At 59.6% G+C, this 15,705-nt stretch carries 14 protein-coding genes and 2 pseudogenes; 7 read left to right on the top strand and 9 right to left on the bottom strand.

Annotated elements, in window-relative coordinates; all coding sequences use genetic code 11:
- Window positions 1-124 (bottom strand): annotated as a pseudogene (locus BEN48_RS19850) (IS5/IS1182 family transposase); the annotation flags it as partial.
- Window positions 125-157: 33 nt separating this feature from the next.
- A pseudogene (locus tag BEN48_RS15510) lies at window positions 158-610 on the bottom strand (transposase); the annotation flags it as partial.
- Between the two features lie 136 nt (window positions 611-746).
- Between BEN48_RS15510 and BEN48_RS20230 the strand changes: the two are divergent.
- Window positions 747-1,142: a transposase gene (locus BEN48_RS20230; protein ID WP_094122975.1), complete on the top strand. Its 396-nt coding sequence runs from the start codon at window positions 747-749 to the stop codon at window positions 1,140-1,142.
- Window positions 1,049-1,357 (top strand): transposase, encoded by a 309-nt coding sequence (locus BEN48_RS15505; RefSeq protein WP_158010216.1) that lies wholly within the window; start codon window positions 1,049-1,051, stop codon window positions 1,355-1,357. Before BEN48_RS20230 ends, BEN48_RS15505 begins: the two co-directional genes overlap by 94 nt.
- A 120-nt stretch (window positions 1,358-1,477) precedes the next feature.
- On the opposite strand, the gene BEN48_RS15500 is transcribed toward BEN48_RS15505, so the two are convergent.
- The 5 genes from BEN48_RS15500 to BEN48_RS15490 all read right to left on the bottom strand — a co-directional run bounded on the left by BEN48_RS15500 (window position 1,478) and on the right by BEN48_RS15490 (window position 6,122).
- On the bottom strand, window positions 1,478-4,126 hold the full coding sequence (locus BEN48_RS15500) for a TonB-dependent receptor (protein WP_070735868.1): 2,649 nt from the start codon (window positions 4,124-4,126) through the stop codon (window positions 1,478-1,480).
- A 197-nt stretch (window positions 4,127-4,323) separates the two neighbouring features.
- Window positions 4,324-4,818, bottom strand: a complete 495-nt coding sequence (locus BEN48_RS15495; protein WP_083321114.1) for an IS3 family transposase — start codon at window positions 4,816-4,818, stop codon at window positions 4,324-4,326.
- Between the two features lie 9 nt (window positions 4,819-4,827).
- Complete coding sequence (locus BEN48_RS18300) at window positions 4,828-5,226, bottom strand: hypothetical protein (protein ID WP_125932684.1); 399 nt, start codon at window positions 5,224-5,226, stop codon at window positions 4,828-4,830.
- On the bottom strand, window positions 5,204-5,509 hold the full coding sequence (locus BEN48_RS18295) for a transposase (protein WP_083321112.1): 306 nt from the start codon (window positions 5,507-5,509) through the stop codon (window positions 5,204-5,206). Before BEN48_RS18295 ends, BEN48_RS18300 begins: the two co-directional genes overlap by 23 nt.
- A gap of 178 nt (window positions 5,510-5,687) precedes the next feature.
- Window positions 5,688-6,122, bottom strand: coding sequence for an OsmC family peroxiredoxin (locus BEN48_RS15490; RefSeq protein ID WP_070735867.1), 435 nt, complete (start codon window positions 6,120-6,122; stop codon window positions 5,688-5,690).
- Window positions 6,123-6,266: 144 nt separating this feature from the next.
- Between BEN48_RS15490 and BEN48_RS15485 the strand changes: the two genes are divergently transcribed.
- The 3 genes from BEN48_RS15485 to BEN48_RS15475 all read left to right on the top strand — a co-directional run bounded on the left by BEN48_RS15485 (window position 6,267) and on the right by BEN48_RS15475 (window position 9,071).
- A complete protein-coding gene (locus BEN48_RS15485; RefSeq protein WP_070735865.1) occupies window positions 6,267-7,760 on the top strand; it encodes a GH3 family domain-containing protein in 1,494 nt (497 codons plus the stop codon).
- A gap of 171 nt (window positions 7,761-7,931) precedes the next feature.
- Complete coding sequence (locus BEN48_RS15480; protein WP_070735893.1) at window positions 7,932-8,396, top strand: nucleotidyltransferase family protein; 465 nt, start codon at window positions 7,932-7,934, stop codon at window positions 8,394-8,396.
- 225 nt (window positions 8,397-8,621) lie between these two features.
- Complete coding sequence (locus BEN48_RS15475) at window positions 8,622-9,071, top strand: 3-oxoacyl-ACP synthase (protein WP_070735863.1); 450 nt, start codon at window positions 8,622-8,624, stop codon at window positions 9,069-9,071.
- 10 nt (window positions 9,072-9,081) lie between these two features.
- Here BEN48_RS15475 and BEN48_RS15470 read toward each other — a convergent pair whose 3' ends face one another.
- Together BEN48_RS15470 and BEN48_RS15465 are read right to left on the bottom strand one after the other, a co-directional pair.
- On the bottom strand, window positions 9,082-9,522 hold the full coding sequence (locus tag BEN48_RS15470) for a hypothetical protein (RefSeq protein ID WP_070735861.1): 441 nt from the start codon (window positions 9,520-9,522) through the stop codon (window positions 9,082-9,084).
- Window positions 9,523-9,596: 74 nt separating this feature from the next.
- Window positions 9,597-11,714 (bottom strand): OmpA family protein, encoded by a 2,118-nt coding sequence (locus BEN48_RS15465; RefSeq protein ID WP_241502293.1) that lies wholly within the window; start codon window positions 11,712-11,714, stop codon window positions 9,597-9,599.
- A 342-nt stretch (window positions 11,715-12,056) separates the two neighbouring features.
- Between BEN48_RS15465 and lon the strand changes: the two genes are divergently transcribed.
- Both lon and porQ read left to right on the top strand, forming a co-directional pair.
- Entirely contained in the window at window positions 12,057-14,480 is a 2,424-nt protein-coding gene (gene lon / locus BEN48_RS15460) for an endopeptidase La (RefSeq protein ID WP_094122971.1), read from the top strand.
- Window positions 14,481-14,643: 163 nt separating this feature from the next.
- Window positions 14,644-15,705: a type IX secretion system protein PorQ gene (gene porQ, locus BEN48_RS15455; protein WP_083321111.1), complete on the top strand. Its 1,062-nt coding sequence runs from the start codon at window positions 14,644-14,646 to the stop codon at window positions 15,703-15,705.

The following is a 15,705-nucleotide window of genomic DNA, read 5'->3' as shown; positions in this document are numbered from 1 at the left end:
TAAACAGGGCCCGCAACGGGTGCCGCCGCTGGGGCGCGTCCTCCCGCAGCAGGGCCAAATAAGGGGCTACAAACGCCCATTCGTCATCCTTCACATCACCTGGGTAGCTTCGCGTCGCGGTCATACCCCTAATTTACGAATCAGTGCATAACAGGCTCTAGTCAAAACGGACAGTGCGGTAAGGTAGGTTGGTTTTCAGGTCGTGTTCAGATTGATGCGGCGAGCGGTAGCCCAGGGCAGAGTGCCGACGGTCCAGGTTGAAGTAGGTGTCGAGGTAATGGGCTACTTCGAGACGGGCCTCTTCCAGCGAAGCAAAGGGGCTGCCGCCGGGCAGCAATTCAGTTTTGAGCGTGCTCCAGCCAGCTTCGGCCTGGGCGTTGTCGTAGGGGTTACCCGGCCGGCTGAAGCTGGGCAGCCCGCCCGCCTGAGCGATGCGGGCGCGGCAGGCAGCGCTGGTATATTGGCTGCCCCAGTCGGCGTGGATGATGAGGCCCGGCGCAGGCTGCCGTAAGTCCAGGGCCTGCTCGAGGGCCAAAAGCACGAGTTCGGTGGGCATCTGCGCGGCTAGGTGCCAGCCCACGACCCGGCGCGAGCAGGCGCCGCGCCAGGTGGCTAGATAACACTAGCGCCCGCCCACCAAGTGCAAGTAGGTGGTGTCGCCCACCCAGACCCGGTCTAAGGAGTGTTTACAGTTAGGGTAGACCTTTGAGCATGAATAAAGACCGCAGCATGATGACCGACGCGCAGTGGGCACGGCTTTCGCCGCTCTTGCCTGGGCAAGCGCAGTCGCCGGGCACGACGGCCCGCGATACGCGCCTGTTCGTCGGGGCGGTGCTCTGGCGGGCCCAGTGCGGCGGGACTTGCCGGCCGAGCGGTTTGGGCCCTGGCACACGGTGTACGCCCGGTTTCGGCGATGGGGCTTGGCCGGGGTCTGGCCGCGGGTGCTGGCCCAGGTGCAAAATGCAACGGGGCTGCACCGGCTCATGGTCGATTCTACGGCCGTGCGGGCGCACCAGGTGGCCGCCAGGGCAAAAAAAAAGACAGCCCCGTGGGCCAGACGCTCGGCCGCAGCCGCGGCGGTTTCACTACCAAACTTCATTTGGGTTGCGACGCGCAGGGCCGGATTTGCGCCCTGGCCCTGACCGGGGGCCAGGCCGGCGACCGCCCGCAAGCCCCGGGCTTGTTGGTGCGCCCCCTGCGCCCGGGGCAAGCCGTGCTAGCCGACCGGGCCTACGACGCGGGCTACGTGCGCACCCAAATTCAGCAGACCGGGGCCACGGCCGACATTCCAGGCAAGAAAACCGCACCGTACCCATTGCCCACGACGCGGAAATCTACAAAGAACAAAATCACATAGAACGGGCCATCAATAGCTTAAAACGCTTTCGGGCCACCCGCTTTGACAAACGCGCCGCAAATTACTTTGCCACTTGCTGCCTCGTGGCCGCTTTAACTTGGCTTTGATTGTAAACACTCCCTAGTTATTCTCTTTCCGAAGGTTGTACGTGAAGCTTAGCAAGTAAAAGCGCATTACAGAGTTTTGAGAGGACTGCTCAACATAATTGGGAGTTGCAACCTGTGTAGCAGCTATACTTGCGTCTAACACATTGAAGGCCATTAAAGTCAATTCTCCCCTGTCTGATTTAAGCAAGCGCCGCGACAGGTAAAAATTGCATAGTGGTGTCCCCTGCTGAGAATTATTTGCTTTGTTTTTCACCAAAAGCAGGTCGAGAGTACCCGCTAAGCTATAATGCTTGCGTATGTGCAAAAGCGCATCGGCTGAGTAGCTGGACAAGATAAATTGCTGGCGCTGGGTTTCGGTGAGTCGGTAACTATTATTAGTACCAACAATACTGGCGCGCAGGTTGAAGTCAACCACCTCTTTCAAACGATAGCCATACTTCGCGCTTCCTCCTGCCGACTGTTGCGTGTTGGTTCCCACCACGCCGTTGAGCAGGGTATTGCTTTCATTGTAGCGCAGAATAGGAGTTAATTCCAGTCGGCTGTGCATTTTCGGGAAAGATCTACTACAGCTGAACGTAGCCCCAGCCGAGCGGTTCTGTGCCAGGTTAATAAACTGCGTAGTACGTACCAGCTTCTCATCTATGTAAACCGCCGTAACAATAGGGTCAGTGGCATAGATTAGGTTAATAGAGCTGGAAAATAGCAACTTAGAATCCAAAGCTAAACGAAATGTTAGCACACCATTGTGGTCGTATTGAGGACGAAGAGATGGATTGCCCAGCGAAATATTAAGGGGGTCGTAGCGCGATACTATTGGTTGTAACTGGCTGATGTGAGGGGGACGTATACCCGTGGTATAAGCTAAGCTAAGCTGTGTAACTTTACTTAACTGGGCCTTCACATTGCCATTGGGCAGCAGGTTCCGAAAGCGGGGGCGAAGCTCTAGGCCTCCAGCTTGGGTGCTGCTAGATAATAGGGCCTCCTGCCCCACAACCCCTAGCGAGACAGCCATATTTTGAATGTTTAGTTGGTAGGCAAACCCAGCTTGCCGGGTCAAAAAGCCCGAATTAAATACACCGCTTTGTTCGGGTTCGAGTCGGTTAGCTCCGTTAGTATTGTCAAAAACCTCCACCGTTGATTTTGAACCACGGTTGGAAGCAGAGTAGAAAGCTTCTAGGTATTGCTTTTTACCAAGAGGCTCCTTATAGGCCACCCGAATAGAATAAGCTAATTCCTTATAGTTATCTAGGTTGCGCTGGCGCAAGGTGGTGCTGGGGCGGTTCGTGAACGTTGTGAAGGCCAGCGACTCACCGTAGGTATTGGTCCGGTTCACCGATACATCGGTAGTAGTGGTCAGCAAGCGACCCCGTTTGCCTAAGCGTACTCCAAAAAACGCCGAAGCACTCATCGTCAGGTCGGTATTGGCCGATTTTATACTGCGTTCGCCTCGGTTTACCAGCGTTTCGTCTACGCCGAATGACTGTTGCCCATTGTATGAGCCTTGGCGCCCGTGGGCATATTCAAAAGCGGAGCTTAGCCGCAAAGTGGTATTTGTGCCGTTTCGCTCTATACCCAATTCGCTCGAGTGACTGTAGCGCCGGTTATTGCGGCGGCTGTTTTCGAGATACAATGAAGTACCTTTAGGTAGAAAATTCTGCCTTGTGAGATATGTGAGCACCTGCCCGTCGGATTGTCGAAAGTCGTAGCTGGCGTTGATGTTAGTTTTTTCTCCAGCCTGCACATAGCCGTTTATACCGGCTGCGTGTGTCGCTGTCCGACCTGGCTGACCCATGCCGCCGAGGATTTGCCCTCCTGTGCCGGCTCCGGAAAGCCCTAGGTTGTTCACATTGTTGCCAGACCCGGTTATAGAGAGTAGGTTGTTGTCGTGCAATAGGTTGTAATCTCCTCGCGCGGCGTATCGTTCCTCTAATCCTCCACCAACCGTTAATTTACCATAGCCCATGGTTCGGCTTTGTTCCTCCAGCGTTAGGTTAATAACTTTTTCCCGTCGCCCGTCGTCTACGCCCGAAAACTTGGCTTCGTCGGTTTTGCCATCGATAAGCTGCACTTTGTTTATGGCGTCCGCTGGGAGGCTGCTGATGGCCTTTCTGATATCGCGGCCGTAGAGCTCTTTGCCATCTACGAATATGCGGGTCACGTTTTCCCCCTGGACTTTAAGGTTACCATCGGAGTCTATCTCCACCCCAGGTAGTTTTCTCAGCAGCTGGTCGGTGGTAGAATAAGCCGCCGTGCCAAATGAGCCGGCGTTGTATTCTACCGTGTCTTGCTTCACTACCACGTCCCGAGTTCCTTTTACGGTTACACTTTCCAGGGTAATTGCGGCTTCCAACAGCAGGATATTTCCCAAGTCCATTGTTCGGGCGGGAGAAGGTGTAATGAGCCGCTGGAAATGCGGAGCGTAGCCAACAAATGTGATCGTTAAGTTGTAAGCGCCTCGTTTTACTGGTCCTATCCGAAACCGGCCTTCAGCTGTGGTGGTAGACGCATTGACCACCGACGAGTCACGCGGCAATTGAAGGAGAACCGTCGCACCAGGCAGAATCTCGCCTTTTTTATCCACTACCTTACCAAACAGTACACATTCCTGCGCCATGGACGCCAAGGGTAACAGCAATAAGAGTAAGAATAAAATTGTTTTCATTTGGTGCTGAGGCCCGATGATTCCTCAAAAATACGCAACTAAACGAAGGAATTTTTCTATTAAATGGTAGGGTAGCATAAATAATCGAGAGAATTCAATGGAGAAGTAACCTTAATCATTGGATTAGGCAATTACCGTTCAAAGCGTTTCAGGTGGGGCCAATCGTATACCCTTAATAGCAGGTTGAGGTGGTCTAGTTAAGCAGGAGAGAATTGGGTGATGTTGTTAAGATGTTGTTGGTGAAATTGATATGGCTTCTGATAGGCAATGCTGGAGTGGCGACGCTCGTGATTGTAATAGTCAAAATAGTCGGCCACGCTGGCCTGGGCATCGGCTAGGTCGGCAAAAACGGGCCAGTCGCGGGCTTCGAGTTCCTCGGTTTTGAGCCGCGACCACAAGCTCTCGGCTTGGGCGTTGTCGTAGCACTCGCCGCGCCGGCTGTGGTAAAGCTGGGCGCCGGCCTCGCGCAGCAGGGCCTTGTAGGCGTTGCCCACGTATTGACCGCCCCGGTCGGAATGAACGATGAGGCCTGGGGCGGGCCGTTGGGCCAGTAGCGCCCGATGCAAGGCGCTGGTGACCAATGCTTCGGGCATGTCGGCCCGTACTTGCCAGCCGACCACGTGCTTGGTGCACCGGTCCTGAAACGCGCACAGATAGGCCCAGTCGCCGTTGGCCAAGGGCAGGTACGTGATGTCCCTGACTCAGACCCGGTTGGCTTTGGTGGGCTTTGGCTGGTCCAGCAGCAAATTGGGCGCGCAGCGCTGCCCGTGGGTCGAATCGGTGGCGCGCGGCACGAACGACTTGGGCTGCAACGCCTGGCGTTCGTGCCGGCGCAGCCCCGTGCGCAGCGCCTGACGGCCCACCCGGTGGCCTATTTCCTGCAATTCGACCCGCAGCCGGCGCGTCCCGTAGCGGTGTTTGTGGAAGTCAAACACGGCGAGCATTTCCGTTTCCCAGGCCGGCCCGGCCTTCCCCGCTGCGGCCGCCGCTTGCGCCGCCCGCCACGCGTAGTAGCGGCTAGGCACCACGTCCAACGCGCGGCAGAGCTGTTGAATGGGGTGGTAAGTGCCCTGATGGTTAATGAATTGCAGTGTGATCACAGGGTCGGGGGATGCGAGAAGATGGCGATGGCTTTTTTAAAATCCCCAGCTCCTGCGCCAAGCGTTTGTTGGCTGCCCGCAACGCCCGCACTTCGGCGGCCTCGCCCGGGTCGGCCGGCAAAGGCGGCTGGGCCGCTTTTTGCCAGGCATAAATGCGCTTGGCGTCGATGTTTAGCGCACGGGCGGCGGCCAGCGTGGAACGGCTTTCGCTGGCCAGCCGCAGGGCTTCGGCGCGTAAGGCCGTATCATAGCGCGGCCGTTTTGTCGGAGGAGCTTTTTCCATCAGATTGGGAAGTTACCACCCAATTCTCTCCTGGTTTACCCGACCACCTCAGATATCTTCTTAAAATGAAAGAAGGGTTTGTATCAAATTGATACAAAGGAAACGGAGGCCATCAGTGAAAGGTAAATAAAAAAGCCACCCCAATTTCTGGGGTGCTTTTTTATCGATACAAATCCGTTTACTCCATAAACTTAGCGTCCAAAGTCATCTCCGGCACGGCGCTCAGGGCTTTGGATACCGGGCAGTTGGCCTTGGCGTCTTCGGCGTGCTTTTGGAAGTCCTCAGCAGTGATGTTGTTGCCGCTCACGCGGCCCTCGGTGCTCACGTGGATGCGCTCGATGACGGGGTGGCCGTTGTTGGGGTTCATCGTCACGGTCGACGACGTGGTGATGCTTTCTACCTGGTAGCCGTTTCTGGTAAGTGCGCCGGTCAGGTACATGGTGTAGCAGCCGGCGTGGGCTGCGCCGATGAGCTCTTCGGGGTTGGTGCCCTGCTTGCCCTCGAAGCGGCTGCCAACGGAGTAGGGGGCGTTGAGCGCACCGCTTTCGGTGGTGAGCGTGCCGCTGCCTTTGATGTCGCCGGTCCAGGCGGCGGTTCCTTTGTGGTCTGCCATGGTATTTAAGGAATGGGTTGAGTAAGGGATGAGGGATTGAAACCGTGCTAACGGCGGCAAGTTAGCGGGGTTGCCGGGCCAGCACCCCGGCCAACTCGGCGAACGTACCTTCGCAGCCCTTTCAACGGTGTTTTTATCTGAATTATGGGATTGAAATCAGCGCTGAGCCGCCCGCTGGCCCGTTACATTGCCCGGCGCTATCAGCGCTGGCAGCAGCGCCCCGTGGCCACCCAGCAGGCGCTGCTCCGCCAGCTCACTGCCACGGCGGCCGGCACCGCCTTTGGCCAGGCGCACGAGTTGGGCCGGGTGCAAACCCCTGCGGACCTGGCCCGCCAGGTGCCCGTGCGCGACTACGAGGCTCTAAAGCCATATTTCGACCGGACCCAGGCCGGCGAGGCCAACGTGCTTTGGCCCGGCCACCCGCTGTACCTGGCCAAAACCAGCGGCACCACCTCCGGCACCAAGTACATTCCGATAACGAAAGACAGCATCCCCAACCACATCAACGGGGCCAAGGATGCGCTGCTGCACTACATCCATCGCACCGGCCGCAGCCAGTTTCTGGATGGCAAGCTGATATTTCTGTCCGGCTCGCCAGAGCTGGAAATGCACCACGGCATTCGCACGGGCCGGCTCTCGGGCATTGCCAACCACCACGTGCCTGCCTACCTGCGCCGCAACCAGCTGCCGAGCTACCAGACCAACATCATCGAAGACTGGGAAACCAAGCTGGAGCGCACCGTAGACGAAACGCTGGGGGAGCAGATGACGCTGATTTCGGGCATTCCGCCGTGGGTGCAGATGTATTTTGACCGCCTCGTGGCCCGCACCGGCCGGCCCATAAAGGACATTTTTCCCGACTTCAACCTGTTTGTGTACGGCGGCGTCAACTTCGAGCCCTACCGCGCCAAGCTCTTCGAAAGCATCGGCCGGCCGGTGGATAGCATCGAGCTTTTTCCCGCTTCCGAAGGCTTCCTGGCTTTTCAGGACGAGCCCGGCAACCCGGGGCTACTCTTGCTCCTGAATAGCGGCATTTTCTTCGAGTTCGTGCCCGCCGAGCGGTTCTTCGAGCCCGGCGCGCCCCGCCTCACCATCGCCGACGTGGAGCTGGACCGGCAGTACGCCGTGGTGCTCACCTCCAATGCCGGCCTGTGGGGGTATTCCCTCGGCGACACGGTGCGGTTTGTGAGCCTGGCGCCGCACCGCGTGGTGGTCACGGGCCGCATCAAGCACTTCCTCTCGGCCTTCGGCGAACATGTGATTGGCGAGGAAGTAGAGCAGGCCCTGCGCGCAGCCATGGCCCAGTTCCCGGAAGTGGAAGTCACCGAATTCACCGTGGCCCCGCTGGTGAGCGACGACCCCGCCACACCCTCGCGCCACGAGTGGCTGGTGGAGTTTGCGCGGCCTCCACAGGATGCGTCTGCTTTTGCCGCCGCGCTGGATACCACGCTGCGCACCCGCAACAGCTATTACGACGACTTACGGCGCGGCAACATTCTGGTGCCATTGCAGCTCACGGCGCTGCCGGGCGGCGCCTTCCAGCGCTACATGAAAAGCCTGGGCCGACTGGGCGGGCAGAACAAGGTGCCGCGCCTGGGGAACGACCGGAAGGTGGCGGATGGGCTGTTGAGACCATAGAGTCCTTATCTTGTAGCATGCTTCGCCTCGATAAAACTGTCACTCGCAAAGTTCCGTTGCGCCACGACCAAGATGCGGATGACGTAGCGTATTGGCTCACTAAAACGCCCCAGGAACGCCTTAATGCGCTCGAATATCTGCGTGCTCACTCATTATGGTTTTATTATCGCCATGACCCTAGCCAATTCCCTGGACCAAGACTACAAAGAGTTTATCGAGTTGTTAAACGCGCACGGCGTTAGGTACATGGTGGTTGGCGGCTATGCTGTTGCTTACCACGGATACATTCGCCAAACTGGCGACATTGATGTGTGGGTAGAAATTTCCGAAGAAAACGCCGCTCGTTTGGTGCGAGTGATGCAAGCGTTCGGTTTTGGGAGTTTGTACCAGGAAGCAGACTTCCTGAGTTCGGGTGATTTTATTCAACTCGGCGTTGCACCCGTTCGGATTGATATTCTGAACGAGGTAGATGGCGTCACCTTCGCTGATTGTTTCCCAGCTTGTGAGCCAACAGTTTGGGACGGAGTAGCCATTAACTTCATCAGTCTGGCCGACTTGCGCAAGAACAAAGCCAGTACCGGCCGCCGCAAAGACGCCGCCGACTTGCGCAATCTCAACAAGGTGAAACGGAAGTAAGCTAGTAATCCAGTCCTGTGCTCAAGTTTCTCAGCCTTTTCAGCTGCTGGCTTTTACTATCCGGCAGCATCGACCCATTTTAGAATGCTGGAATTTGCTAGTCATTAGCATGGCAGCGGGTGCATTTATCCTCGGCTTAACCTCTTTGATTCCCGGATTGGCATATTGACTGGACTTTTAGCTGAATCTCAAACGCAGCAGTTGCAACAGTATCATAGCGTCCCAATGACCCCAAAACCCGCCCTCCACGCCCTCTGCCACACTTTCATTGAGCAGCGCATCAGCGCCGCGCGCACCGCCATGCAGGCGGCGCAGGAATCTTCATCCTCCGAAACCAAGAGCAGCGCGGGCGACAAGTATGAAACCGGCCGCGAAATGGCCAACGCCGAGCGCGACCGCAACGCCGCCCACATGCAGCAGGCCCAGCAGCTGCAGGCCGAGCTGGCCCGCATCAACCCCGAAGCCGCCTGCGACACGGTGCGGCCCGGCGCGCTGGTAGCCACCAGCATGGGCCGGTTCTACATCAGTGTGAGTGCCGGCAAGCTGGCGGGGGAGGGGCCGGAGGTGTTCGCGGTATCAGCGGCGGCGCCGGTGGCGGTGGCGCTCAAGGGGCTGCGGGCGGGCGAGCAGGCCGTGTTCAACGGCAAAGTGGTGCAGGTGCTGGCGGTGGAGTAGGGCGCTGGGGCTACCGGGCGTCCCATTCGGCCTTGAGCCCCGGCAGCCGGCCCGAATCCTGGGCAAGCCAGTGCATGGCCGAGTCTGCATCGGAGAAATAGTGCGACTCGAACCGAATGGCGGGCTGCACCAAATCGTGTAGCGCGTCGATGGCCAACTGGTTGTGGACGCGGCTGCCGTCGATGGCCAGTACCAGGTGCTGCAGCGGCAGCTGCACAATGCCGGGCATCCAGTGGGTGCCCAGCCACAGCTCGTCGGCCACCGAGATGTTCGGTACGGTGTTCATATCCAGCAGCAGAACGCGCACGCCCAGCTGGCGGGCCAGTTCCAGCAGCTTCGTGGCACTGGCCCGAAGCGAATCGGTGCCAATGGCAGTAATCCATTCCAGGCGCAGCAAGCCCAGCACTTCGTCGTACTGCAAACGGAAATCGGGGATGCTGCTGATTATCAAAACAACGCGGCCTCAGGGACTTGTACTGGGAAAGCAGGCTTTGGATTTAAGTGGGCAACGGCTACTTCGGCGGCCTATTTCCACTCCCCGCCACCGTCGGCGGGCTTGTCGCCTTCGGGCTTGAGGAGGCGGAATTCGACGCGTCGGTTCACCCGGGCGTCGGCGTCGGTGAGTTCGTCTTTGAGGGGACGAGACGAGCCGTAGCCCAGGCTTTCGATGCGGTCGGGCTTGATTTTGCCCTTGCGCTCGATGTATTTGCGGATTTCCTCGGCCCGGTTTTGCGAGAGTTGCTCGTTCACGTCGGGGTCGCCGCTGGTGTCGGTGTGGCCGCCGATGCTGAGCCGGAACGTGGGGTGGTCGACCAGGAAAATGGCAATGCGGTCGAGGGTGGCGTGCATGCCCGGCAGGATGGCCGACTTGCCCTGCTGAAACTCAATGTTCTTGAAAATTAGCGGCAGCTTGTAATCGATGCTGTTCGTGAGCAGCGCCATTACGGTGTCGCCCTTTAGAACAAACTGCTTTTCGACGCTGAAAAAATCGGTGCTCTGAATGAGCATGGCGTAGCGCGAGCCCTCCATCAGCTCAAAGTCAAACGTGCCGTCGGGCCGAATAAACTTGCTGGCTACTTCAATGCCGTTATCCAGGTCCATGATGCTCACAATGCCCTTAAGCGGCTGGCTCGAAACAGAGTCGAGCAACGTGCCTTCCACGTGGGTGGTGGCCAGCGGCTGGGCCTCCATGGGCAGCGGGAAAGAGTAGAGGTCGAGGTTGTTGAGGTCGGTGGCTTCGGAGCGGGCGTAGTAGAGGTTCCGGCTGTCGCGGTCGATGGTGAAGTAGTATTCCGAGCCCTTGCCGTTCACCAGCGGGCCAATGTTTTTGGGCTCCTGCCAATGGCCGCGCACCCGGTAGGTTTTGTAGATGTCGAAGTCGCCGAAGTTCAGCAGCTGGCCCCGCGAGCTGAAGTACAGCACGTGGTAGAGTGGATGGTAGAAAGGGCTCACCTCGCTCTCGCGGGTATTCACCACCGGGCCGGCGTTTTCGGCGGGGCTCCACTGGCCGTTTTTCAGCTTGTGGGTGAAGTATATATCCGACAAGCCGAAGCCACCCAGGCGGTCGGAGGCGAAGTACAGCGTGTCTTCGTTTTGCGAAAGGGTGGGCTGCGAGTCCCAGGCCGGCGAGTTCACAGCGGGACCCAGGCTCTTGGGGGTGCTCCACTTGCCGTCTTTGCCCTTGGTGGCGGTAAACAGGTCGCAGTTGCCGCTACAGGTGGCGCACTCGCAGCGAGCAAAGTAGATGGTGCGGCCGTCTTTGCTCAAGCAAGCCGAGCCCTCGTTGTTGGGGGAGTTGATGGGCTTGGGCAGCGGCTCGGCATCGGTCCAGCTGATGCCCTCGCGGCGCGAGATGTACAGGTCCTCGTCGGGGACTTCGGTGAGGCCGCGGCGCTTGCGTTTGCTGCTGAAGAGCATCATCGAGTCGTTGCCGCCCAGCGCCGGTCCATAGTCCGGCATTTTGCTGTTGATGGCATCGCCCATGCTCGTGTACACGCCCTTGGGGGGGCGAAACGTGCTGATGTTCTTGCGGTACTCCACCAGGTCGTAGTAGGTTTTCAGGGGCACGTACAGGTCCTGGTTTTTCCTCTCCAGCGAGTCGTAGTAGAGCTGCACTTTGCGGATGTCGGTGCGGTGGTGCTTGAGGGCCAGCCGATAGTAGGCCGTGGCTTTGGCCGGTTGGTTGTCGCGCTCCAGCAGCTGGCCCAGGCGCCAGAGCATGTCGGTGTTCCGGGCAAAGTTGGTGGGCCCAAACTGGGCCACGTAGGCCTCCAGAATGGTGCGGGCCGTGCGGTAGTCGCGGCGTTTCTCGGCCTTGGCCAGGGCGCGCAGGGCCTTCTTGTTCTCGTAGAATGGGTAGCGGTTGATGTTGGCAAAATCCGGGGTGCCGTCGGGGCGCAGGCGCAGCTTGCGGCTGTTGCGGCTGGTGAGGGCCGCCGTGCGGTAGGTGCCGGGCGCTATGGCCGGGCTGCCGGCGGCTGGCGGCAGCCCGGGCTTGCGGCTGGCTGGGGCTGCCGAGCGCCGCCGCTGGTGGTATCGGTAGAGGGGGAAGCGGCGGGCCGCGTTCTTTGGGGAGCCCGGCGTTGCGCCTGGGCCTGGGGAGCGGCGGCCATTCCCGCGAGAAGCAGGAAAAGAAATTGGCACCGACGCAATAAACGGGACATTGGAGGAGTAATAAAAAATAATAATTCGCGCAAGTTGCCAACAATTTAGCGATTAATGTACCGCAACCAAGCGGAAGCAGGCCCGTGGGTGCGCCGCTTTGGCGGAAGGCTCCTCCTGGCACGGCCCTTGAGACCCAAAGGCGTCGGGGAACCGTATCTTGTGTGTCCTCTTTCCCGAAGCGCCGGGCTGCCAATCTGGCACCTGCGGCTGTTGTTTCTGGCTTTATTCCCGCCCATGCGTCTGGCATCTGTTCTTCCTTCCCTAACGTCCCCGGTTCGGACGTTTAACGATAATAATTCCCAACCCGAAGCCATTGCAATAATGGCTGCCGACCCCGACCACCTGTTGCGTGGCGACGACGCGCCGCCCACGCTGCCCCTGCTGCCGGTGCGCAACACCGTGCTGTTTCCGGGCGTGGTGCTGCCGGTCACGGTCACGCGCAAAAAGAGCATTAAGCTGGTGCGTAAGGCCTACGCGGCCGACAAGCTGCTGGGCGTAGTGGCCCAAAAAAGCCCTGACGACGCCGAGCCCACCACCGACGAGCTGCACTCCGTGGGCACGCTGGCCCGCATTCTGAAGTTGCTGGAGCAGCCCGATGGCCAAATCACCATCATCCTGCAAGGCCAGGTGCGTTTCACCATTGAAGAGCAGCTCACCTTCGCGCCCCAGCTCACGGCGCGGGTGAGCTACTTTGCCGAAGTAGCGCTGAACGTGGACATTCCGGGCGAGTTTGGCCTGTTGCAGGCCCTGCGCGATGCCGCCACCAAAGTGCTGGAGCTCACCCCCGAAATACCTATGGAAGCCCGGGCCATGCTCGACGGCATCCAGTCGCCGGCTTTCCTCACGCACTTTCTGTCTTCCAACGTGCAGCTCGACCTGCCGGCCAAGCAGAAGCTGCTGGAGCTGGCCGACCCCGAGCAGCAGGCCCGCCAGCTGCTGGAGGCCCTGCTCAGCCAGGCCGAGCTGCTGGAAATCAAGCAGGACATTCGCTCGAAAACCCACACCGGCATTGATGCCCAGCAGCGCGAGTACTTCCTGCGCCAGCAGCTCAAAACCCTGCAGGACGAGTTGGGCCAGGACGGCCCCGACGAGGACGTAAACCGCCTGCGCGCCCGCGCCGAAACCAAAAAGTGGCCCGAAAACGTCGCGCTTCATTTCAAAAAAGAAATGGAGAAGCTGTCCCGCACCAATCCCATGGCGCCCGACTACTCGGTGAGCATGAACTACGTGGAGTTCCTGCTCGACCTGCCCTGGGGCGAGTACACCAAAGACAAATTCAACCTCAAGCAAACCAAGAAAATCCTCGACGCCGACCATTTCGGCCTCGAAAAAGTGAAGGAACGGATTCTGGAGTACATCGCCGTGCTCAAGCTGAAACAGGACCTGAAGGCGCCCATTTTGTGCCTCTACGGGCCTCCCGGCGTGGGCAAGACCTCGCTGGGCCGCAGCATTGCGGCCGCCATGGGCCGCAAATACATCCGCATGAGCCTGGGCGGCGTGCGCGACGAAGCCGAGATTCGCGGGCACCGCAAAACCTACGTGGGGGCCATGCCCGGCCGCATCATTGCGCAGATTAAGAAGTCTGGGTCGTCGAACCCGGTTATTATTCTCGATGAGATTGACAAGGTGAGCAGCGACTTCCGCGGCGACCCCAGCTCGGCCCTGCTCGAAGTGCTGGACCCGGAGCAGAACGCCACCTTCACCGACAACTACCTGGAGGTGGAATACGACCTGAGCAAGGTCCTGTTCATTGCCACGGCCAACTCGCTCGACACCATCCAGCCCGCCCTGCGCGACCGGATGGAAATCATCGACCTGACTGGCTACACCCAGGAAGAAAAGGTGCAAATTGCCCGCAAGCACCTCTGGCCCAAGCAGCTGAAAGACCACGGCCTGGGCGAAGCCGAAGTGAAGATAACCGACGCTGCCCTGCACCGCGTGGCCGACGACTACACCCGGGAAAGCGGCGTGCGCGGCCTGGAGCGCAAACTGGCCGCCGTAACGCGCAACCTGGCCCGCCGCAAGGCCGGCAAAGAGCCGCTCCCCGCCGTGATGGAGCCCGCCGAAATCCGCAAAATCCTCGGGGCTGCTATTTTCGACCGCGACCAGTACCAGGACAACGACACCGCCGGCGTGGTCACGGGCCTGGCCTGGACCAGCGTAGGCGGCGATATTCTTTTCGTGGAAAGCCTGCTGAGCCGCGGCCGGGGCAAGCTCACGCTGAGCGGCCAGCTGGGCGACGTGATGAAGGAATCGGCCATCACAGCCCTTTCTTACCTGCGAAGCCGGGCCGATGAAATTGGCATTGATTACCGCCTGTTTGAGCAGTACGACCTGCACATTCACTTCCCCGAGGGCGCCGTGCCCAAGGACGGTCCCAGCGCGGGCATTGCCATTTTCACCAGCATGGCTTCGGCCTTCACGCAGCGCCGGGTGCGCGCCCACCTGGCCATGACCGGCGAAATCACGCTGCGGGGTAAGGTGCTGCCGGTGGGCGGCATCAAGGAGAAGCTGCTGGCGGCCCGCCGCGCCGGCATGAAGGACATCATCCTGTGCCCCAAAAACCGCAAGGACATTGATGAGATTCAGGAGGAATACCTCAAGGGCCTCACCATTCACTACGCCGACCGTGTGGACGATGTGCTGCGCGTGGCCCTGCTCGATGAGCTGGTGCCGCGCCCGCAAAAGCTGCCCGTGCGCGACGAACCCGTGCCCGTGGTTGGGCCCAGCGTGGAAGTGCAGTAAAGCAGCAGAACACGTTTTAACTCGTGGCAGGCGGCACGGCGCGGATGCTTTAGGTATTGCCTTGAGGCCCGCCGGAGCCGTTGGCCACAGGCTGAAGCGTGTTCTGCATCAATTCCCGTTTGCAACAGCCTGAAGCCCGTTCTCCACTCGTTACCTTCGCTACATGAAGCATTTTTGTGCGGGCCGGGTTGCCGGTTTAGGCTTGTTTTGGATGGCGACGGCGCTCTCGCCGGCTGCCGCGCAGCAGCTGGGTGGGGGCAAGGTGTTTCCGTTTCTGGACCTGCCCACGGGGGCACAGCAAGCGGCGCTGGGCGGCCACAACGTGTCGAACCGCAACGACGACCCCACCATGCTTTTTGCCAATCCGGCCCTGCTGAACGCGGACATGGACGGCCGCCTGGCGCTGAGCTACGTGTCCTACCTGGCCGATATCAAGCAGAGCACGGCGGCCTACGTGTTCAACACCCAGAAGTATGGGCGCCTGGGCGTGGGCATCACCTACCTCAACTACGGCAGCCTGGAGAGCTACGACGCGGCCGGCAACAGCCTGGGCACGTTTGGCGTCAATGAGTACACGTTGGGCGTATCGGACTCCTACACCACCGGCAACTATACGTTTGGCGCCACCACCAAGCTGGCGGTTTCCAGCATTGCCGGCAATCGCTCCTTTGCGGGCGTGGCCGATGTGGGCGTGGTGTTCAAGCACCCCACGCAGGACTTTACGGCGGGCCTGGCCGTGAAAAACGCGGGACTCCAGTTCTCGCCCTACCCCGGCACCAGGCGAGGCCCCCTGCCGCTGGACGTGCAGCTGGGCGCCACCATCAAGCCCGAGCACATGCCGCTGCGCTTTTCGCTCACCGCGCACCACCTGCACCAGTGGGATATCCAGTACCTCGACCCCAACCAGCGTACCCCCCTGAATGCCGACACGACCCGGAAACAGCCCGGCCGAAGCTTCGGCGACAACCTGGCCCGGCACTTTACGGTGAGCGCCGCGCTGGTGCTGGGCAAGGGGCTGCAGCTGCGCGCCGGCTACAACCACCTGCAGCGCCGCGAGCTGCGCCTGGAAAATACCGGCGGCGGCGCGGGCCTCAGTTTTGGCGTCATGCTGAAACTTGCGGGCTTTCAAATTGATTATACCCACGCCACGCTGCAGGCCGCGGGCTCCAGCGAGTATTTTACCCTGGCCCGCAACCTGGATTCGTTGTTTAAAAAGAAAGAGTAG

The sequence above is a fragment of the Hymenobacter glacialis genome (assembly GCF_001816165.1).
In the GTDB taxonomy this organism is placed as follows: domain Bacteria; phylum Bacteroidota; class Bacteroidia; order Cytophagales; family Hymenobacteraceae; genus Hymenobacter; species Hymenobacter glacialis.
Note: the sequence above shows the minus strand (reverse complement) of the source record. Positions and strands in the feature narration are given on the sequence as shown.